Genomic DNA, 22,819 nt, shown 5'->3' on the forward strand with positions numbered 1-22,819 from the left:
GAAAGGGTTGACCAGAAGCTACCACAATATCATTGGTAAACCAGCAATGATAGAAGCAATACCTGTCCAGAGGGTAAAGCGTTCAATATCTAGTTCATCTAAAGCAATGCTCATTTGCCTAATTGCTAATAGCAGTGCTGCCAGTAGTAGAAGAAAAAAGGCAAAGTATCGCAAATTAATAATCATTCATCCTCACCAAAAAAGTTGTTCTAATAGTTTTTAACCAGCTTTTGCAAGGTTTTTTTGTTCCAGATTTAACACTTTCGGAGATAAACTATTTACCAGTGAAGAGATACAGCAGATTTTAGGTAAATGAGGTGAAAAATCTCATAAATCCATCCATAATAATCGTCGTAATTAAACAAACTATTAGAGTACAACTCCCTTGACTTTTTGACCCAATGATCGGTTCTAATGATATTTGGCAACCTGCACCAACAGATTTAACTCTATTACAGGATGAGATTCATGTCTGGCGCATAGACCTTAACCAACCAGAATCACAGCTACAAAATTTAACTGCAACTCTTTCCAGTGACGAAATAGCTCGTGCTGAACGATTCTATTTTCCCAAGCATCGACAGCATTTCATCGCTGGTCGCGGTAGTCTCCGAACTATATTAGGTCGCTATTTGGATATTAAACCGTCACAAGTTCAGTTTAATTATCAACAGCGTGGTAAACCAGTATTAGCAGATACATTTGCCGATAGTGGACTGGCGTTTAACTTGTCTCACTCCCAAGATTTGGGTTTGTGTGCGGTGAATTGTACTCGCCCAATTGGTGTAGACCTAGAATATATTCGTCCGATGTCTGACTTGGAAGCTCTTGCCAAACGGTTCTTTTTACCGAGAGAATATGAAATGTTGCGATCGCTATCTCCCAACCAACAGCAAGAAGTATTTTTCCGTTACTGGACTTGTAAGGAAGCTTATTTAAAAGCAACTGGAGATGGACTATCCCAGTTAGAGCAAATTGAAGTGTTGCTGACTCCCACAGAACCAGCCAAGTTACAGATAACTGAAGACTGGAGTCTTTTTGAATTAGTACCTACAAACAATTATGTTGCTGCTGTTGCGGTAGAGAATTTTGGCTGGGATTTGAAGTGTTGGCAATACTGATGTTGACTAAGCTCATCTCCTGGGTGAAACAAGAGAAATTTTGCGAACAAATGACCAATGACAAATGACAACCAGCTTACTTATCCTCCTGCATATTTCGCACAATTTTTGTCACCAAGTTTCTAGGTACAAATCTGACGCTTTTTGCAAGTATTGCATTGAGTAAACCAGGAATGACAATGGTTTGACCCTTCATTAAGGCACGAAAACCAACTTCAGCTACTGTTCGTGCATCCATCATCTTCTTACCCTTGAGCAACTTAGAGTCAGCCATTCCGGTTCTTTCATGAAAAGCGGATGCGGTTGAGCCTGGGCAAAGAACTGTCACAGTGACACCAGTACCTTCTAACTCATTAGCGATCGCTTCTGAAAAAGATAAGATATAGGCTTTAGTCGCAAAATAAACTGCCATCAAAGGTCCAGGTTGAAAAGCAGCAGCCGAGGAAACATTTAATATTTTACCTTCACCTTGTTTTACCATGTGCTTTACAAATAGCTTGCTTAAATGGGTGAGGCACACCAAATTTACCTGTAGCATTTCCAATTCAGTAGCTAGGTCTGTTTCGTGAAATAATCCATAGATACCAAATCCAGCATTATTTACCAGCACATCAACATTAATATCGGCTTTTTGCAGTTCTGTAAAAACTTCTTCAGGAGCTGTTGATATAGATAAATCCTTAACAATCGCTTTTACAAAAATTCCAAATTTTTCTTGGAATTTAGCTGCAATTTCTACTAGCTTTGGTCTGTTTCTATCTACTAAGACCAAATTGTAATCATGAGCAGCAAAAATACATGCTAACTCGTAGCCAATTCCACCGGCTGCGCCAGTAATAAGAGCAGTTTTTTTGCTCTGTCCTTGATGTGTTGTGTTCATGTAAGAATATTAGTGAAATCAATTTGATGAAGCTGCGTTGCATTTACAGTGATTCTTGTTCTAGAATTAAGTACGCGTAATATCTCAACCTACAAGAAACATCTTGAGTTATTACCCTTTCAAATGCTTGTGTGATGCCTTGGACAAATGTAGTAGTCCAAACGTAAACTTAGGATTTATGCATCGAAGAAGTTAGGCATTAAAGAAGTTTGGTTATTTCAGACTGCTAGCGTTGACTTTTGATTACTCTACACAAGCCAGCAGGCAAAATCAAACTTTTATGCCTGATACTAACCATTCTATCCTCAATTACTTCTGTCAAGGGGTGAATACTAAAAATTTACATGATTGAGCATAAAAAAACAGGGCAATTATATTGCCGCTGTTAGTGTATAAGTTGTTGCTGGCATCTGAAATATTGGCTGTTCAGTAGTACTGAGTTTTAAAAAACATCGACTAAATAAAATTATTTTGTAGGGTGCATTATGGAAGCAGTAACACACCGAAAGTATCCGGTACAGTGCGTTACCGTTCATAAGACATCCTACGCAAGTTATGAATTACGAAGCGAGATTCAAGAAGCCGCTTTGAATCAAGTAGGCGGTATAAGTCATAAACAATTGAGAGTCAATGGGAGGACAAGCAATAGAACTACCTGCTAGTGCATGAAGAGTGTCTTGGCAGCTAATATGGGGTCTTCTAGCTTGCAAGTACAAATCAGGAATAGTCAGTTGTTCATCAGACCAGCGCTCAAGTAAAAATGGTCGCAGAGTATATAAAGGATTGTCAGCAGAAGTCACATTATTGATTAACTCTGATTGCCATTTTTCGTAAGGAATCATCTCAACTGAATAACCAAAAGAGCGTATCCACTCAACTAGCATTTTCAAAGCAGCGGGTTGGGGATGTTGTAAATTGAAAGCCTTACCTATGGATTCTTTTTGGCGTGATAGATAAACAATGGCTTTACTTACATAGTCAACAGGTGACATATCCAACATATAATCTACATCAGGGAAATATCCCATTTGCAGACAGCCCTTGGTCATCAAATTGATAAAGTCATGTGTGTTACAAATACCTGTTTTGCTATCACCGGAAATCAGCGGTGGTCTGTGGATAGTTACAGGAAGTCCACGGTCACGGGCAATTTTAACTAACTTTTCAGCTACCCATTTAGTTTGTGAGTAACCAAGATAAATCCCTTCCCAATGATTGAAATCATCCTGTTCTTTGACAACCTTGCCAGCATAAGCAGTAGATTCAAAAACAGCAACACTAGAAACGTAATGTACAGGCTTGACTTTAATTTGACAAGCTAATCTCAAAACTTCTTGAGTGCCTAAAACATTGGCTGCTTTCAGTGCTGAGTATGGGAAAACATAATTCAACAAAGCAGCGCTATGATAAATGGTATCAATATTTGCAGCTAAGATTTGAAACTGTTCTGAACCAATACCTAACAATGGTTGAGATAAATCGCCGACAATCGGAATAATTCTGGAGGTAAATTCTTCCTGCCAAATAGCATATTGTTCCAGATTTTTTTGGAGTTTGCTTTTGCCTTCCTCGGCATTAGCAGCACGCACCAAGCAATAGATATCCGCATTGGTTTCTTGTAGCAATTCCCGGATGATAAAAGCTCCTAAAAAGCCTGTTCCTCCAGTTAAAAAGATGTTCTTGGGTTCACCTATAGCTACATTCGATGCAGCACCAGGATGGATGGTGGGGTCAAGAACAGCCTCAGCACCTAAATCTAAAACAGAGGGTGCAGCGTTGGCATTAGAAGCTACCACCTTTGTATCTTGAATTGGTGAACCTTCTTGCACTTCTTCAGCTAAACGCTGTGAAAGAGCTTCAATATTTGGGTAATGCCACAGCAGCAATGGAGAGGGTTGAAATCCTAGCAACTTTTCTAAGTTACTTACTAGAATCATTGCTTGGGCTGAATCCAAGCCATAGTTTTCTAAATGTTCTTTGACATCGATTTCATCAGTTGCTACGTCTAGCAATTTAGCTAAGTTAGATACCAAAAATATTTGAATATCGTCTGCTGTGAAAGACTGTTTTATAGTCATTTTTAAATCTCCAACAATGATGTAGAACGAACAGGGTGATACTGACTGTAATAATCGGAAGCTTGCAGCCCTTGAATTTTCAAATTTTGGACACGGTACAAAAAGGCTGCACCAGTCATAATTTGATTAGCAACATCAACTACACCACGATTATTTGGTTCAGACAGGTAGGAACCGCGTACCCAGTCATTGAAACCGCCCATTGCCGGGCCACACCAAATTTGATAATCGACTTCTCTACCTTTTTCACCAGAACTAGACCAGCGAGAAGATAATCCTAAATACCAACGGAAAATCAATGCCATTTTCAGTTTAGGATTATTGACTGCTTTCCCAAGTTTCTCAGGATTCTTTTGGGATAAATAAGCCGCAGTTCCTTCCCATACTTCGGCAATAGTTTTGCGAAAAACTTGTTTTTCTAATTTCTGCCTTTCTGCCAAAGGAATCTCTTCAATCGAATCATAAGCGCGATAGAGTTCAAATAATTTCTGCGCTCGCATGGGGAACATTGTACCCCGTTTGAGAACTTGCAATTTGACTCCCATTTCAAACATATCTGCTGCTGGGGCCATAATCATATCAGCCATTTCAGCTTGGGCTAGTAACTTTTTGGTATGTTCACAAGCCCCAGATTCAACACATGATTGATTAATTGAGCCAGTCATTACATAAGCAGCACCCATCATAAAGGCTGCTAATGCTGATTGTGGTGTACCAATTCCCCCTGCAACGCCGATTCTAATGGGTGTTTGATAATGATATTGCGCTTGAATTTCATCTCGCAAGGCAATAATAGAAGGTAACACACAAACCAGAGGACGATTATCTGTATGTCCTCCAGAATCAGCCTCGACGGTAATATCATCAGCCATCGGAACTTTGGCTGCAAGGGTTGCTTGTAACTCAGTAATTAACCCTTGTTCAAGAAGTTCTTTGATTATTCTGGCTGGTGCTGGTTGCAGAAATTTAGTCGCAACTTCTCGGCGAGAAATTTTGGCAATGATTTTATTTTTGATTTCAATTTGATTGGCGTTATTTAATGCCAATCCCGCAACACGGTAATAAACAATGTTGGGGGTCAAGTCGAGAAATGCAGATGCTTCTACTGTTCTCACTTGATATTTCAGGTATAAATCCACTGCGCGGCGTTCACTCGCAGGTTCGTTGGGGCTGTGGATTAAATTAAATGCGTAGGGCCCTTGCGGTAAAGCTTCTTGAATGCGATTTATGGCTGCTTCCAAACGTTCTGGAGTTAAACCACCTGCACCAAAGGAACTCAAAATTTGCTCTTTTCCGAGTGCAATGACCATTTCTTCAGAAGCAATTCCGCCAGCCATTGCGCCGGTAACGTAGGCATATTTCACTCCATGAGAGGAGAGAAAATTGGGATCTCCAAATTGTTGAATGCGGATTGGTGCTGCAAATGTCAGCAGTTCTACTTGTGCTGTTGTGCCATTATCACCAGGGGATAAATAACCCTCGTTAGTGACACCGATTTTTCCGGCAACTTTCACGATGTAGCAAGGTTTATTTAACACCATCAATTTATCTTTGATGGTTTGTTTCTCGAAAGATACAGTTTCTAAAGAACCTTTCCAAACTTGGTTTTTGTTATGCGACCAAGTGGAGAAGTTAAGACCATTATCGTGTTTACTTAGTACCGTATCTACGGTTGTCACGGTAGTTATCCCTCGGATTATACAAACAATGGATGATATGAAGGGTGTGGACTCTGTTAACGAACCGCAGAGGCGCAGAGGGCACAGAGTAAGAGAGTAATACCAATTCTCTGGGAGATGCACGTAATAATTTTTAAACGAACCGCGTTCGCGCAGCGTCTCGTTAGAGAAGGACGCGAAGGGTGCGAAGGAAGAGAAGATTTAGAGAGAATTGGTATGAAATATTAAGATTCTTCGTTAAGCAAGTTTTGGGCGCAAGCTAGTTGCAATTGAATGATTTCGCTCATTTGCTGACTGTAATCTTGTCTAGCTTGTAAGAAGGCTGTGTGTGCTTTAGTTATCTTTGAATTATTAGCATTGAGCTTTTGATACTGAGTCTTATTTAAATCGAACATGCTGATGATGCTACTAATTTTTTGAGTTCTGATGGGTGGAGAAAAAACAGGAATTGGCTGTCTAATTGCGCTTGACTCAGAAGATTGTAATTGTTCTTTCGGTTCAAAAACGTTATCAATGATATTTTTCGGTTTTACTTCTTCTGGCTGAGGCAAGATGTTAGGGGAATGACTTTCTTGTTGGATTATGTGGTTGGAAGTGTTAAGATAATCTGTGATTTCAGATTGTTGGATATTAGGTATATCTGGATGCTGTATTTTGAAGCGATCGCACTTAATATCCTCAACCAAATTTTCAACAAGTTTACGATTTTCTTCGCTCAAAATTGTAGCAGCGATCGCTTTCCCACCCAAGGTAACTGTTCTCAATGTTGCTTTATTGGAATTAGCCGTTTCTTGAGCTTTACTATACAGTGGTGATAAATCTACATTCACCTGATGACTGAGTAGTTTTGCTAATGCTTTAACCATCGAAGCATGGTCATCCATCCCTCTACGATTCAGAGAAACTGTGATATGTTCTTTGTTGCCAAGAATTTTATCAATCCATCGTGAGCAGACACTACCTGCACCTGCTTCTAGAAATATTTTGACACCATCGCCGTAGACACGATTTACTAATTGCGGAAAATCAAGTTCTTGGCACAATCCTTTGGCAATGTTGTGAGCAATGGTATCTCTTTCAAGTGCAACTGGTTGATAATCGGCGGCAGAATAAAACACAATCCCAGGAAGATTTTGTGATGGTAGGCTGTTTACCTTCTTGATTTCCTCGTACTGCGATCGCATCGCTTCACAATGTATCACATGGTCGAAGGGAGCAGGGAAAGAATTACAACCTAAAGTTTGAATCACTCGCTTGCAGGCTGCATCTTCACCAGCGATTAATACTTCTTCTGGTGTGTTGATTTGAGTTAAGTAGACATGATTTTCATGTTTCAGGCATTCTCTAACTTGCGATGGAGTAGCCATGAGAACATAGGTATTCCAAAAATTGTTGTTTGGTGAATCGGTTAATCCCCAATATTCACGCACCGCATTTTTCGGCCCAGATAACTTATCACCAAATAAAGGTGATGAGTTTAAGGTATTACTTCCACCTTCAAAATCACTCCAAACTCCTTGGGCAACCATCATGCTAGTTTCACCCAAGCTATACCCAAATACAGATTGCGGCTTGACTTTAAAATCATCTCGGAAAATTGCTGTCATGTATCTAGCAAAGGCGATTTCACTTTCAAACATTGCCAGTGAATCATCTAACAATTGCTTTTCGAGAGTTTCTAGTTGCCTCGTTGTCAACTTAGGTAAGCTTCTGGGATAAACCAGCTTTTCAACATCGGCAGCCCGATTGTAAAGATTATTACTTTTTAAATCCTCGAAGACTTTCGGAAATAACCGGAAGACGGTACGACCAATGCCAATATAAGAATTGACTGCTGCGGGATAAACATAAGCAACTGCTCCAGTTTTACCCAATGGTTTCGCTGTGAAATAACTACCTAAAGGTGTTTGCCAATCTGTACCGTTTTCAAAGGCATTATTTACACCTTTGCGGGCAGATTCAATTTCTTTGAGTAAATCTTTTGTGTTACGTCCTGTAATTGATAAGACGTATTTTGGATTAGAATGCTGCTCAAAGGTAGCAAATGTCTCGCTGGCGGTAGCTGATAAAGAAGAACTCGCTTCTATGGTATGTTGGAGATTGTTGAGAAGATCGGAGATGGTGGTGCGATCGCTAACTGCGATCGGAAACAGATGAAAAGGCATTTGTTGCAAATATCTGTTATCGCGCTCCTCTTGGCTGGGTTCCTCCGACAAGATTAAATGGGCGTAACTGCCATCTATAGCCATGCTATTAATTGCTGCTATTCTGCGTGTACCGCCTTTATCGACAAACCAAGGTCTTGATTCCATCGCCACATAGAAAGGACTACCTTCCCATACTTGCGGTGTTTTGACACCAGACCATTTCGGGGTGGCGGGAATATACCTGTAATAAAGACAGAGAGCGGTTTTGATTAAGCTAGCAATTCCCGATGCTGTATAGGTGTGGCCGATATTGGCTTTGACGCTACCTAATGCACAGTGCAGACCATTGCCCACTTTGGGATAAGCTTGGAGTAAACCTGTGATTTCGGCTTCATCCTCCTGGGGAACGCCACTACCGAAGACTTCCACATAGTTAACTTCTGTGGGTTGAATATCTGCCATCTGGAAGGCTTGTTTGCAGACATCACTGATAGCTGAAGCATCAGGTTTTACCAAAGCGTCACTCAAAGTAGAATTACCTTGTGCGAAACTCATGGCATCAATTACTGCATAGATGCGTTCATTATCTTCCTTAGCAGCTTCGTAGCGCTTGAGGACGACAGCACCAGCACCTTCGCCAACTGTCCAGCCATTAGCTTGTTGGTCATAACCCAAGGTATTGACACCCGTATTAATTGGTGCAAATTGGCTGCGGAATAAGACATTTTCCACACCGCCGGCTAAATCTACTGCACCCACAACGACTGCATCAACTTCTCCCGTAGCAAGTAGCATTTGGGCAACTTCCAACGCTTTGAGGGCGGAATTTTCGCCAGCGCTGACGGTGAATGCAGGGCCAGTGAAATTCCATAAAGCTGAAATCCGACTCGCCATGATGTTGGCGATGTGACTCACATATTCGCCGATTTCTACAGGTTGATGAATGCTATCTTTAACAATGGTTTCCAGTTGGGAAAGCTGTTCAGCAAGTAGAGAAATTCCTTGGTTGAGTAAGCCGTCTTTAACTTGCCAAGATAGATTCCATCTTTGCTGTAGCTGATGCACAGAGAATTCTGTCTCGGCAGCAACAATCACAGCCACATTGCCACCCTCCTGTAGTTTCGCATCTTTGACGGCGCGATCGCTAACCTTCAGAAGCAACAATTGTTGTGGGTTTAGCTTCTCAATTTCATTCGGTGGGATTTTGCACGATAAAGTATCGATTTCAAAATCTTTGATGTATGCCCCTACTGGTGCTTTCCCGTCTGGTAAACCGTACTCTTTCAGGATACTTTCTTGATTTTCTATACCATGCCATCTTTGAGGCGGTAGAGAAGTAAAATGCTGTGTTCCATCATAAATACTGCGTTCAAAAGCATCTAACCCATTGCAGTTACCAAAAAAGGCATCCATGCCGACAATGGCAACTTTGGTAGGTGGAACAGGTGGAGTTGATTCAACTGATTCTGTTGTAGTTCCTTGTTCTAAAATCAGATGAGAATTAGTACCGCCAAAACCAAAAGCGCTAATAGCTGCCCGTTTAATTGGTGCATTATTATTAGGCCATGCCGTAGCTGTTCTAACAATTTTGTCGGCGGAAATTGTACCTTTTTCTGATGTTAACGGTTCCGAAACATTCATGGTTGCTGGAATTACACCATGAGACATACTCAAAACCACTTTAGTCAAGCCAACCATGCCGGCAGCAGTTAACAAGTGACCGGTATTTGCCTTAGCAGAACCTACTAGAGGTGCAGCTTGATGTTGACCAAAAAATGTTTCTATGGAATTGAATTCGGTTGTATCTCCTAGCAATGTGCCAGTGGCGTGACACTCTAGATAATCGATGCTCTTTGGACTGAAATTTGCCTCATTGTAGGCTCGTTCAAAAGCTAAGGTTTGTCCTTTAGGATTCGGACTTAATAAATGCTTCCCTTTGCCATCATTCGAGAGTCCATTACCGCAGATAGTGGCAAGAATATTGTCGCCATCTCTAAGAGCATCAGAATATCTTTTCAGCATTACCATCCCAACACCATCGGCGGGAATTAATCCTCTAGAGGACTTATCTAAGGGACGGCTGATACCGTTTTCTGCATACCCTTGAACACCGGAAAATAACATCCGCACGAATAGGGAATCTGCACAACTGATTGCTCCAGCTAACATAACATCAGCTTTGTGTGACCATAAGTAATGAGATGCTAGTTTAATCGCATAAAATGATGACGAACAAGCAGCATCCAGACATAAATTAATCTGGGATAGCGATAAAGCTTGAGCTACGATAGATGCTGGTAAACCAGATATCATCGCATTGTATAAAGATGCTTTAGTTGCACTTGGTACAGCTAAATTAAAGTCTTCATCCTGCAAAAGTTCTCTGACAGCAGGATTAATAGCTTGTTGGTAAATTGGAGAGAATAATTGATTAGATAGTTTTGTCGGGAATGACAAATTACCTAAAATTACGCCACATTTTGCCAGAACAGTTTGATTACCCCAATAACCACTTTGTTCAATTGCTTGTTTAGCGGCATACAATGACCATTTGAAGGTGTTATCTAAGCTATCAACAAATTCTGATGGTAGATTGTATTCAGATGGATTAAACTGGAAGTTGCGGATGTAACCGCCTTTGAGGGAATAAGTTTTGTCTGGTGTACCTTTGACTGGATTATGAAAGATTGTCGGATCTACTCCGATTTCTTCGACGGTTGCAGAGGATGTCGAATCTTTTTGATTAACGATGTTTTGCCAGTATTCTTCAGGATTCTTTGCATCGGGGAATAGGCATGATAATGCGATGATGGCTATTTTTTCCACGATTTATATGCTCCGAGTTTGGGTATTTAGCAAGAGATAATTAAAAGGCAGGATTTACGCTGTTCCCCAAACTTTGAACGAGGCAAGTTATAGCAATCCTATTTGAGTTGTGAAAAATTCTGTTTTTAACGAACCGCAAAGGACGCAAAGGACGCTAAGAAGAGGAAGAATTTTACAGAGATTTTAGGACTGCTATAGGTGTTGAGTTTTAAACTAGCTTCTGAGCATTTTCATTGACCAAATAATGGCGTGAGCGCCGAGCATTCTTGAGTATATTTTTCCCTGGCGATCGTGTATTATGAAGTTTGCGATCGCACTACTTGGTGTCTTAGATAGTACTTCACACGAAACGTAAAATGTTTCGTTATGTGGTATCATTGCAAATTGTTCAAATTTTTCTACTTTTCCAGGTAAACAACCTTCTTCATGAAAGTGTTGTGTCCAAACCCATAAGGCGTGCATACTCAAGTCAGTGGTGTAAGGATTAACCCATTGCACGGGGAATTGTCCTTGTTCCTGTGCGCTGAGTTCTGGCCACAGACATTCTGTAGTAATTTTTTCAGGGCTGATGTTTAAAACTCTTTTGATTTCTTGGAAAGCCGGGCCATGAAATAATGTAGCCCCACCATTTTGGTAAAAATCTTTTCCTGTAGCGGTGATGATATTATCTTCTTTGAGATTGAGAGATTCATAAGTGGGTACATCTGGGATTTCTCGCTGGAGATTGAGTTGGGCGCTAAAATGAAAATGGATTCTGCCTTGTGGGTTTTTACTTGAAATTTTGGCTTTAAGTTCGATTCTTTCAAGATTAACTTTAGAAATTTCTTCTATTTCTAAAATATGTTCCTTTGCTAATGTTTCATTGAAAGTAATCCCCTTTAAAACTCTAAAATCTTGGTAATTAAACAACCGATAACCAGGATATAATTGTTCAGAAGCATTAATAATCCAGGTCATTGCACAAGTTGCTGGTAAAACTGGAGAACCAGCAATCGTATGATCGTGCAAAAATGGATTAGCCTCCAATGTCATTTGGCGACGAATCCGATAAGTTCGTAGTTCTGAATCTAACTCCGCCGCCAGGGGAACTAGTGGACTACCAATCACAACTTGTGCGGTTGCATGGTTGGAATTATTCATTTCCTTAACGAGCATTTGCGCCCCGACTGCAATGGGAATTATTTCAATTTTTCGCTCTTGAAAAATCTTCTTTAATTCTGCTGTCACCATGCCACTGTCCCAAGCGCCCCAGTTGATAGCGACTACATGACATGAGGGATAACTTTGCTTAAATATATGGGCTGATTTGTTCAGAATTTCATTTGCGATCGCATAATCAGATTGTCCAGGATTTCCGTAAAAGCCTGTTACTGAAGAAAACAAAACTAAATGCTGAAGTTGATTAGGGTTGACGCAAGTTAGCAGGTTTTCTAAACCTTGAACTTTGGCGGTATAAACTTTTTCAAAATCCTCTTCTGTTTTCTTTTCAATTAACTTATCAGCTAAGTTTCCCGCACCGTGGATGATTCCGGTAATTGGGCCGAGATGTTGCACAGCAGTGGCAAGTTTTTCTTGTAAAGCTGGCGTATCTGTGACATCGACGCTGATATATTCGGCTTTAGCTCCGGTTTTTTCAATTGCTGCTAGGGTCTTTTTAATCTCGCGGCTGGAGGTAATTTTGTTATATATTTTTTGCACATTCATGGGTGTAGGCTTCTCTCCTTGAGAAAGAAGATTTTCCATGATGCATTTTTTCAATGCGGAGTCATCAGAATTTTGGGCATAATCTGGCTCGGTTTCTAATAGTTCGGAGCGACCGAGGAGGATGAATTTGCAGGGTTGCTGTTGGGCTAATCTGATAGTACACTCAGCCGTAATCCCTTTTGCACCGCCGCTCACGACAAAGACAGATGATGGACTAAGCTGGGCTGTTTGTGTCATAAATCCTCGTGAATACCTGCATAAATTGGGTTTTTTGGATATACGAACCGCGAAGACGCGAAGAACGCGAAGGAAGAGAATAAGAAGAATGCACCATAGCAGCCCTAAAAGATTTATGAGATTCTCTGTTTATTTCTTTTCTTCGCGCCCTTCGCGCCTTCGCGGTTCGTTAAAAACAGGAATTTTCACAACTTAAATAGGACTGCTATATCAAAGAACTAATTAATCGGCGATAATGGTGACTCGTCCTTGTGAACCGTAGCCAACTTCACTTATATAAAGGTTGGGGTCATGAAGTTCGGCGATGATATTTTGTACTGACTGTTTAGCATCAAGTCTGGGGCTTAAATCGATCGCACGAGTAAATACTTTTGGCCATTCCCATCTGAGAGTTTTGGTTAATCCAAATAAACCAGCGCCGATCGCACCGAAGTTGACTTTGTACTCTAAACCGAAGGCTCCATCAAGGTGAGCAACTGTGCAGAAACAACTACGTCCATGTTTTGCGGCTTCGTTTAGAGAAGGTTTGAGGTGTTTCGCCATCAAAAATACGTGCTTGACGATCGCCTTTTCTGATTCGTTATAAGAAATACTTCCGGTGTGATTTCCGACAAACATTGGATGTAAGTGGATGAAGGCCCCAATCGTTCCGCAGTGAGATGCGATCGCTTGCAATTGTTGTTGAAGATGTTCTTCACTCAAGTTTGCTAAGGTGACGCGGGTTACTCCTGTGGGTAAAGGCGCTTGTTGGGCGATGAGCGATTGGGGGAAGCTGATAACTACTACTTTCCAGCCTTTCTCGATTAGGGATTCAGTTAATTTATAAGTGGTGAGGGAACCATCATCGGTGATTAAACCAATGTGTCCCTCTGGTAACGTGAAATCCAAATAATCGGGCTGTGGTAGACTTCTGAGTTTGACGAGATGGCGCTGGATATTATGCTCTAATTCCGGTGGCTGCTGTTGGACAAACTCAGGTTCAGACTTTTTTTTTTCACCTCCAGCCAACTGCTGTAGGTAATCGACTATTTGACCGATGGTGCGGAGGTCGCCGAGTTCTTCAATATTCGGTTTGGGTAAGTTGGGGTACATTTCTTGCATCGCCCCTAAGATTTCCACCCGTTTAATCGAGTCAATTCCTAAATCAGCTTCCATGTCCATTTCCAGTTCCAGCATCTCCACTGGATAACCAGTTTTATCGCTGGTGATAGCTAACAGGGTTTCGCCTAAGTTTGCAAATTCATCACTTGTAGCGGGAGTGGGAGAGGCTTCTGGTTCTGGGGTGAATGCGACAACTACGCTTGGTTCCGGTGCAGCGACTACCTCAACTACTGGTGCAACCTCTACTGCAATCTCGGTTGCTGGTTGTACTTCGTGAATTGCAATTTCTACCGAAACACTTTTGGAAGCGTGGGATTGCAGATACTCGACAACTTGACCGATGGTTCGTTTTTCTGACAGTTCTTCTAAATTGGGTTTGGGTAGGTTGGGGTACATCTCTTGTAGCGCCCCTAAGATTTCCACCCGTTTGATGGAGTCAATCCCTAAATCAGCCTCCATGTCCATGTCCATTTCCAGCATTTCGACTGGGTAGCCGGTCTTGTCGCTGGTGATGGCTAACAGGTTTTTATCCAAGTCAACAATATCGATGGTTGCGCCAGATACAGGTGCAGCAGTTGTAGGTGCTGGTTCTGGAGTGAAGGCAACAACTTCGTTGGCTGGAGGTGAGCTAATTTTGACTACAACCTCGGCTTGAGGTTCTACAACTGGGGCAGGTGGCGCGACTACAGGCTCTACTGTCTCTACAGTGGCGAAGTGGGGAGTAGGAAGCGGGGAGTAGGAAGTTTCAACTACAGGTTCTACAGCAGCCGGCAGAGGTGCTTGGGTAACATTTAAGCCATTTTTAGTTACAGGCAAAGGCTGGCTTTCTACTATCTTGGTAGTGGCGGGTACTGGTGCTTCTGTGGTGAATGGAGCGAAATTGCTGAGTTTCTCTGTTAGTTGAGTTGCTCCCTCACCTGAGATGATTTGAGAATACTCTTGCTGGATGAGTTGGAAAAAGCTCTTAGTATATTCCAGTTGCTCTTGAAGATATTGCTCATGGATGCGTAGGGTTTCACCTTGTTGGGAGTGAAACTGCATCATGCTACGCTCTAAGCTTTCCATGACAACTAGCTTCATTTTGGCAGTTTCGGCTGTTGATTTACTTTCACTCAACAAGGAATTCTGCTGTTGCATCAGTTGGAAAAACGCTTTGGCGTATTCCATTTGATGGTTGAGATAAGTACCGTGAACTTGTAAATTCTCGGCTTGATTTTCCTGGAACTGTGTCAGGAGATATTCTAAACTTGCTAAAAGTTGTTCGTAATTTGTAAGTTTTTCTGGTGTTGGTTGCATCTTAGATTCCTGGGCTGGTTGCGACAGGGTGACAGGATTCATCTGTTGCTCTGGCTGGGTGATGATACTAGCAGTCACACCGTTCATTGATGGGGTAAGTTTTTTATGTCCGTTAGTCTCTATCACTGCTACAGGTGGAGTTACACCGGGGCTGCTAAATAAAGGAGCCGCTTCAGAATATTCGGGGGTGGGTAATGTGACTTTATGCCCATCCTGCAAAGCTAGAGCGAAGGCATTTTTCGTTTTTTCGGATCTGTAGTTGATGCCGTTTAAACGCACATTTAATGTCTTCTTCGTCTCAATTGGGGGAATAGTTTGGGGAAGTTGGTAAGGATCGAGGTTATTCAAAGCCAAGCCAATTACCCGCAATTGCACAACTGCTTCTCGCAAGGAGCGATCGCTATTCTTTTGAACGCTAGGATTCAAAGATACGGTGATGTGTGGGCGATCGCCAAGAATCTCTTTCACCAAGTTGCTGAGAATTCTCCTCGGCCCAAATTCCACAAAGCAAGTACCACCCGCCGCATAGATATTTTCAATTTCCTGTTTAAACAGCACTGAGTTGGAAAGGTGCGTTTCCAGGATTTTTTGAATATTTTGGGCTTCCTTGGGATACTGTTTACTGGTAACGTTACTGTAAACAGGGATTTTCGGAGTTTGGAACTTGACAGACTTGGTAGCGATCGCAAATGATTTCTGAGCAAAGGCGATTAGCGGTGTATGGAACGCTGCTGAAACAGGTAGCAATACAGCTGTATATCCTTTCTCGTGTAAAATCTCTCTGACTTTCGCTATTTCTGCGGTCGGCCCAGCCAAGACAAATTGAGTGGGAGAATTTTGATTAGCGATCGCAACTTGCGGAAACTGCTTCAACACTGCTTCCACTTTGCTGATGTCTTCTTTGACAGCCAGCATACTTCCCGCATCATGATCTGGGTCTTCAGGTGCAGCCATTGCTTGACCCCTAGCTTTTACTAGGAACAAGTAATCTTCAGTACTCAAAACTCCCGCAGCCCATAGTGCTGTTAGTTCACCAAAGCTATGACCAGCAACAAAATCTGACTTAAATCCAGCTTGTTGCAGTATGCTGTACATCCCTGCACTCAACACCCCGATGGCTGGTTGAGCGTATTCTGTGCGTTGCAAGGCAGCAATTTGGACATTCTTTTCTGCCTCTCCAAACACAGGATGAGGAAAAACAATCTCTGAAAGCGGCTGCAAATTATCTTTGAGCAACAGGCTATCCATATAACCATGCAGACGGCGCATCAAAGGAAAATTCATCACCAGTTCGCGCCCCATCTCCAAGTATTGCGAACCTTGTCCAGAAAATAGAGAGACAACTTTTCCGCCCAACTCCATACCAGAAGCGCGGTAATAAATCCCTTGGGGATGCTCCCAAGATGCTGCTGAACCTTTGAGTTTCAGCCAGTCAATGCTAGTTTGCAGAAACTTGCAAGCTTCTTCGAGATTTTCAGCTACAAACCCAAATCGGGGAGCAGAGAGGGGAATTTGTGGCGATTTGCACTCATTGACTAATTGTGAGTAGTGTCTGGGTGCATCTGGCGATCGCAACTTACCTAAAATCTCTTCTGATTTGCTCAACAATTGCTCTACCGTAGGAGCAAACAACAGCACTTCACTAGCACCACTGTGTAAGCGGTAAGCGTGGTTTTGGTCAGCTTCGTATTCTTCCAAAACAACGTGATAGTTAGTACCACCAAATCCAAAGGAACTTACACCCGCGCGTCTTGGTGTTTCACCTTCAGCCCGAATCCAAGGTCTGGTTTCGGTATTGAGATAGAATGACGAATTTTTAATATTGAGTTTGGGGTTTGGCTCAGTGATGTTAATTGTCGGCGGTAATACTTTGTGATGTAAAGCCAAAGCAGTTTTAATCAAACTCGCCGCACCCGCAGCCGCTTTTGTGTGTCCGATTTGTGATTTCACACTACCCAAAGCGATGTGCTGCTTTTTGTCATCATGTACATCAAAGAAGTCTTTTAAAGAACCGAATTCTGTCGGATCTCCAGCCATTGTCCCAGTGCCATGTGCTTCCATCAAACCAACAGTAGCAGGAGAGAAGCCGGCATCTTCATAAGCACGTTCTAAGGCTTTAACTTGGCCTTCTTTGCGAGGAGCATAAATGCTCTTGTAACGCCCATCGCTGGAAGTACCAATACCTTTAATTACGGCATAGATTTTATCGTTGTCCCGTTCAGCATCTTCCAAACGTTTCAGGACAATCATGCCAATACCTTCACCCAGCATCATCCCATCAGATTTAGCATCGAAAGGTTTGACATTTTCACTGGGAGAAACCGCCGGTGTTTTGCTGAAGGATATGTAAGCCATGATGGTGTTATCGGTATCAACACCACCAGTTAGCATCATGTCAGAACGATGTTCAACTAGCTCACTAATTGCCATTTTTAAAGCACCAAAGGAACTAGCGCAAGCGGCATCAACTACACAATTCATCCCACCAAAATTTAGGCGATTGGCAATTCTACCCGCGACTACATTAGCTAACATTCCAGGGAAAGCGTTCTCATCCCACTTAACGTAAGCGCTTTTGATTTTCTCAACGATTTTTTGCGTATCTTCGTCAGATAAACCACTGCTTTTAAGTGCTTTTTCCCAAATCGGATATTCCAATCTCGCTGAAAGTGGCATTCCTAACTGCTTGGCCATCGCCACGCCTAAAATTACGCCAACAGTTTCGCGGCTAAACTCACGTTTTTCGCCATAGCCTGCATCTTCCATTGCCTCTTTCGCAACCACTAAACTTAATAGTTGCGATACATCTGTGACTTCTAAAATGCTGGGTGGTATGCCGAATTCCATCGGGTTAAAATCAACCTCTGGAAGAAACCCACCTCTTTTACAGTAAGTTTTATCTTCAGTAGTTCTGGGATTCGGATCGTAATAATCTTCCACGCTCCAGTGAGTGGAAGGAACATCAGTAATACAGTCAATTTTGTTTACAATATTTTGCCAGTATTCCCGTAAATTTCTAGCTTTAGGTAATAGAGAAGCCATGCCAACGATGGCGATAGGATTGTGTTGTAATTGTCTGTTAATTTTGTTGATTGACACTGATTTATTTGGCTTATCTGACTTCATCTTTTTTTCCTCAATAGACCTCATCACAGCCTGTTCACAATTATTGACAAGGCTCTCTAACTCCGCTAAGGCAGTATCAATTGAATAAGCAGACATAGGGCATAGTTAGTACTGTGGATTGTGTAGCTACAGTAATTTCTGTTGCCTACTAAATAATCAAAATCTCTCGTCTTGTTAGCAGCTAGCTATCCCAATACGGTTCAGATAAGCATTTTTCACTGTCCTTGTGGTCTGGGGAATGGGGAAGGGTTAAAGGATGTATTCAAAACCTTTCCCCTTTTCCCTTTCCCCTTTTCCCTTTCCCCTTTAACCGAACCGTATTGCTAGCTATCCTATCTGCCTCCAAATCGACACCACACGATACATACTGCCCTCATAAAGCCTTAGAAGGCGATTTTGATACACAGCGTAGGCGTAGCCCGTCGTAGACATCGCGAAAAAATGTTATACAACGCTAGACTCTTAATATTGGGTCAATCAATTTTGGATTTTAGATTTGTGTTAGCGAGTCTTAAAGTGTCTTTTAGATTTGTTTCACCTACAATAAGTACAGGATGAACCAAAAAAATCCAAAATCCAAAATCTAAAATGTTTTGAGCAATGGTATCCTACTGGAGCGATGAAAACTGAGGAGTAGCTAAGAGAACAGAAGCGTTTTTTCACCCGAAACCGTTTGATTATCTAGCCCAACTACAACAATATAGCTGGTGTTAATGACAACGTTCTGTATCTTGATGAATGTCATAGCTAGTTTCAACGTCCGGGATAACATATTTTATGGTACTTGACCCAGTAAAGTTGACAAGTTCGTTACAGAAAAGACACCACCTTTAATCCGAGTTTATGCAAGTTAAAAAAGTAATTAAACGAGCGTAAGGTGATGACAAAGCAGTTATCTGTAGTTATTTTTAATTTCAAAATATCAATTAAATAACTAGTTTGTATAACTACTTTAAGGCATTGAATTAATAAAAACAATAACACACTTTACAGAAACTAAATCATTCCTTTAAAGTTATTTTATAAATAACCCGACACTCTTACTGATGTGAATTTTGAATAAAAATCAGCAGAAAAGTATAATTTATAACTATAAAAATGTGTGAGAGATTCTCTTATCTATGGGTTAGATAGAAATATTCTCTTGAGTAAATCAACAGTACAAATTTGTTGTCTAGTAAGTAACAATTCAATGAATACATAGATAAATTGGATAACCATAAGTATTTTTTCTCAGAGAAACATTTTAATTGAACTAAAGTTGTTAGTCATTTTTCAATATAAGTCAATTCAAGAAGTAAAGCGGTTATTTATAAAGCAAATGTTAATTTTTAGTATGTTCCTTGCTAAACATAATATGGGTAAAATGAGTCTCCAGTGAAAATTTAACCGAAAACAAATCTCAGGGTTTCTATCTACCCGCTCTGCAATCAATCAATTGCAGTGTTCATAGCTAAATTATTGGCAATTCATATAGATGTGGAGCGGCTTCCCGCAGGGTATTACCCCTACTACGAATCGCTACAAGAATGTCTTATAATACACAACCTTGTTAATAATAATCTGTTAGTAATATCAAATCTGCTTAATAACTAACTATTGGTTGGTATTCAATTGCTAGACAATAAATTAGTAACGAGTAAATTCTTCAGTCTCTAATCTGACGATCATGAAATATTTTAGTGAGAGAATCAGGACTTATGCGAATTTAATTGGTTGACAAAGCTCAATTTTCACGCCATACTTAACAACAAGTTTATCCAACCTTTGAGTTCATTTTTATTAGCGCTTCGTTGTTTTTGAGAGTTAAGTTTTCTGGCTAGCGCGATTGTATTTTACGCTACTGGACTAGATATCAAATTAGGATATAACTTAGGAAGCTTTGAAGTAACACGCCATTAATTTTCACGCCACAATAGTAAGTTTGGGCGGTAAAAGCGTACAAAAATCATATAAAACCAATTTAGATTCATCCACTTGATTAAGGTAGAAAACCTAGAGGAAAAGCCTCTTGGTAATTTGCGGATGAGTCTATTGTAATCCACTAAATATAACCAGGTTATCTCCTAAAAAAGCAGAATTGGAATGAAAATATGGCAGTAAATAAAGAAAGTCGATTATTCACAAAACCTGTAGGCCGATCGCAACTAATTCTAGCAGCTTCTCTGACTTTAGCGGCTGGATTAATCGCTTTCTATAGTTTGACACCCTATTGGTCTAAACCAAAAGTTGTGACAGCGCCAGCCAACCCTCCAAAAGCTGCCACGCCTGCGAAAGTTACTATAACAGCTTTGGGACGTTTGGAGCCAGAAGGTGAAGTTACTTCTTTGACTGCTCCTGCTTCTAATAATGGGGTACGAGTAGACAGACTGTTGGTGAAAGAAGGAGATACGGTTAAAGCAGGGCAATTATTGGCCTATCTCGAAAATTATGGTCGTTCTAGAACCGCATTGCAACAGGCTTTAGACCAGTTGCAAGTTGCCAAAGCGAAATTAGCGCAGGTGAAATCTGGAGGTAAAACCGGAGATGTCGATGCTCAAAAGGCTGTAATTGCCCGGTTAGAGCCACAATATAAAGGTGACGTTGCTACCCAACAGGCCACAATCGACCGCATCCAGGCGGAAGTAGACAACGCTCAAGCTGAGAATAACCGCTATCAGCAATTATATAAACAAGGGGCGATCGCGGCTTCTGTAGCAGATACCAAAGCTTTGCAACTAAAGACTACACAACAGCAGCTAACAGAAGCGCAAGCCACCCTCAAGCGGACTCAAGACACATACCAAGAACAACGCAAACAAGCAGAAGCGCAACTCAAGAGTATAGGCGAAGTGCGTGGTGTAGATGTTCAAGTTGCACAAACCGAAGTCAACAGTGCAACAACTTCTGTGCAACAAGCAAAAGCCGACTTGGATTTAAGTTATATCAAATCTCCCATCGATGGCAAAATTTTGAAAATTCACGCCAAAACTGGAGAAGTCATCAGCACCAGCAGAGGATTTGCTGAAATAGGTAAGACATCTCAAATGTATGTGATTGCAGAGGTGTATCAAACCGATGTTCAAAAAGTGCGTGTAGGACAAAAAGCCACCATTAGCAGCACTGCATTTACCGGAACATTAAAAGGAACTGTGAAAGAGATTGGTTGGCAAGTTGATAAGCAAAGCATCTTTAGCCTTAACCCTGGTTCAGATACAGACCGCAGAATAATTGAGGTCAAAATCTCCATAGATAATGCCGCAGATAGTGAAAAGGTTGCTCGTTTAACCAACTTACAAGTGGATGTTGCCATTCATATTTAGTCTATTAGGCATTAGTGATTAGTCATTCACAAATGACAAATGACATAGGCGCTTTGCCTTCCCGCAGGGTATGACAAATAACAAATAAATCCATGATTTTCAAAATTCCTTTAGCATGGCTACAGCTAGCCCAGCAAAAAGTTCGTTTACTAGTAGCTGTAGCCGGGATTGGTTTTATTGTGCTGCTCATGTTTGTGCAACTTGGTTTTCAAGATGCTCTCTATTCCAGCGCAACCGCAGTACATCAAAATCTCAAGGGAGATTTATTTTTAGTTAGTTCGCAATATAAATCTTTGACCTCAAATCAAAGCTTTTCGCGGACTCGTTTATACCAATCTCTAGGGTTTGATGGCGTAGAGTCAGTTAGCCCGATGTATTTGCAATTTGCCAAACTAAAAAATCCGGCAACTGGTGAGAAATATTCAATATATGTTATTGGTTTCGATCCAGGTAAACCTGTGATAAATCTCCCAGAAGTTGAGAAAAATTTAGACAAACTCAAAATTCCCGATGTCGTACTTTTTGACCGGAGTTCTCGTCCAGAGTTTGGCCCAATAGCTGAAAAATTTAATGCGGGAGATACTGCACAGACAATTGAAATCTTTCCCTTCAATTCATTAATTGGCTATCGAGTCAGAATTGGTGGTTTATTCAGCTTAGGGCCTTCCTTTGGGGTAGACGGCAATTTACTTGTCAGTGACTCAACTTTCTTGAGGATAAATCCCAATACTCGTCCGGCAGATATGATCGATATCGGTTTAATTTCCCTCAAACCTGGCACTAATGCAGAAAACGTACTGAAGAATTTGCAAGCAAGTTTACCTAATGATGTCCAAATTTTCACACGTCAAGGCTTCATTGATTTTGAGAAAAAATATTGGGCTGTTAGAACACCCATTGGTTTTATACTTAACTTGATGTTGACAATGGCTGCCGTTGTTGGTGTAGTAATTGTTTATCAAATTCTTTACAGCAATATTGCTACCCAATTCGTTGCTTATGCAACTTTAAAAGCCATAGGTTATGCCAATAGATATTTGCTGAATGTGGTATTTCAGCAAGCTTTAATTTTGGCAATCTTAGGTTACATCCCAGGATTTATTACTTCTGTATTGTTGTATAGTTTTGCCGCAGATGCAACTAAGCTACCCATAGTAATGACTAATAATAATGCACTGCTTGTTTTAACTTCAACAGTTTTAATGTGTATCACCTCCGGGGCACTTGCTATCAACAAACTCCGCTCCGCAGATCCGGGAGATATTTTCTAAGCAAGATAAATTACTCTAAGTAAACCTCCACCACAGTTTACTAGGCTTTTA

At 41.1% G+C, this 22,819-nt stretch carries 10 protein-coding genes; 3 read left to right on the plus strand and 7 right to left on the minus strand.

What is annotated here, in order from left to right; translation table 11 throughout:
- Positions 1-18 precede the first annotated feature (18 nt).
- Entirely contained in the window at positions 19-186 is a 168-nt protein-coding gene (locus tag FD723_RS19570; RefSeq protein ID WP_179066822.1) for a hypothetical protein, read from the minus strand.
- A gap of 215 nt (positions 187-401) precedes the next feature.
- Here FD723_RS19570 and hetI point away from each other — a divergent pair, with 215 nt between their 5' ends.
- A complete protein-coding gene (hetI, locus tag FD723_RS19575; protein ID WP_179066823.1) occupies positions 402-1,121 on the plus strand; it encodes a 4'-phosphopantetheinyl transferase HetI in 720 nt (239 codons plus the stop codon).
- A 76-nt stretch (positions 1,122-1,197) separates the two neighbouring features.
- Here the strand turns inward: hetI and FD723_RS19580 are convergent, their stop codons facing one another.
- From FD723_RS19580 to FD723_RS19605, 6 genes are all read right to left on the minus strand, one after another.
- Positions 1,198-2,001, minus strand: a complete 804-nt coding sequence (locus FD723_RS19580) for an SDR family oxidoreductase (protein ID WP_179066824.1) — start codon at positions 1,999-2,001, stop codon at positions 1,198-1,200.
- A 560-nt stretch (positions 2,002-2,561) separates the two neighbouring features.
- On the minus strand, positions 2,562-4,079 hold the full coding sequence (locus FD723_RS19585; RefSeq protein WP_179066825.1) for a thioester reductase domain-containing protein: 1,518 nt from the start codon (positions 4,077-4,079) through the stop codon (positions 2,562-2,564).
- A gap of 2 nt (positions 4,080-4,081) precedes the next feature.
- The gene (locus FD723_RS19590; RefSeq protein ID WP_179066826.1) at positions 4,082-5,758 is read right to left on the minus strand and encodes a PfaD family polyunsaturated fatty acid/polyketide biosynthesis protein; all 1,677 of its coding nucleotides are present in this window, start codon (positions 5,756-5,758) and stop codon (positions 4,082-4,084) included.
- Positions 5,759-5,982: 224 nt separating this feature from the next.
- Complete coding sequence (locus tag FD723_RS19595; protein ID WP_179066827.1) at positions 5,983-10,731, minus strand: PfaB family protein; 4,749 nt, start codon at positions 10,729-10,731, stop codon at positions 5,983-5,985.
- A 213-nt stretch (positions 10,732-10,944) separates the two neighbouring features.
- The gene (locus FD723_RS19600; protein ID WP_179066828.1) at positions 10,945-12,672 is read right to left on the minus strand and encodes an SDR family NAD(P)-dependent oxidoreductase; all 1,728 of its coding nucleotides are present in this window, start codon (positions 12,670-12,672) and stop codon (positions 10,945-10,947) included.
- Between the two features lie 222 nt (positions 12,673-12,894).
- Positions 12,895-18,291, minus strand: a complete 5,397-nt coding sequence (locus tag FD723_RS19605; protein ID WP_179066829.1) for a type I polyketide synthase — start codon at positions 18,289-18,291, stop codon at positions 12,895-12,897.
- A gap of 1,997 nt (positions 18,292-20,288) precedes the next feature.
- Between FD723_RS19605 and FD723_RS19610 the strand changes: the two genes are divergently transcribed.
- Both FD723_RS19610 and devC read left to right on the plus strand, forming a co-directional pair.
- Entirely contained in the window at positions 20,289-21,497 is a 1,209-nt protein-coding gene (locus FD723_RS19610; RefSeq protein ID WP_179066830.1) for an ABC exporter membrane fusion protein, read from the plus strand.
- Positions 21,498-21,589: 92 nt separating this feature from the next.
- On the plus strand, positions 21,590-22,768 hold the full coding sequence (devC, locus tag FD723_RS19615; protein WP_179066831.1) for an ABC transporter permease DevC: 1,179 nt from the start codon (positions 21,590-21,592) through the stop codon (positions 22,766-22,768).
- The last annotated feature ends 51 nt before the right edge of the window (positions 22,769-22,819 follow it).

Source organism: Nostoc sp. C052, from assembly GCF_013393905.1.
Taxonomy (GTDB): Bacteria; Cyanobacteriota; Cyanobacteriia; order Cyanobacteriales; family Nostocaceae; genus Nostoc.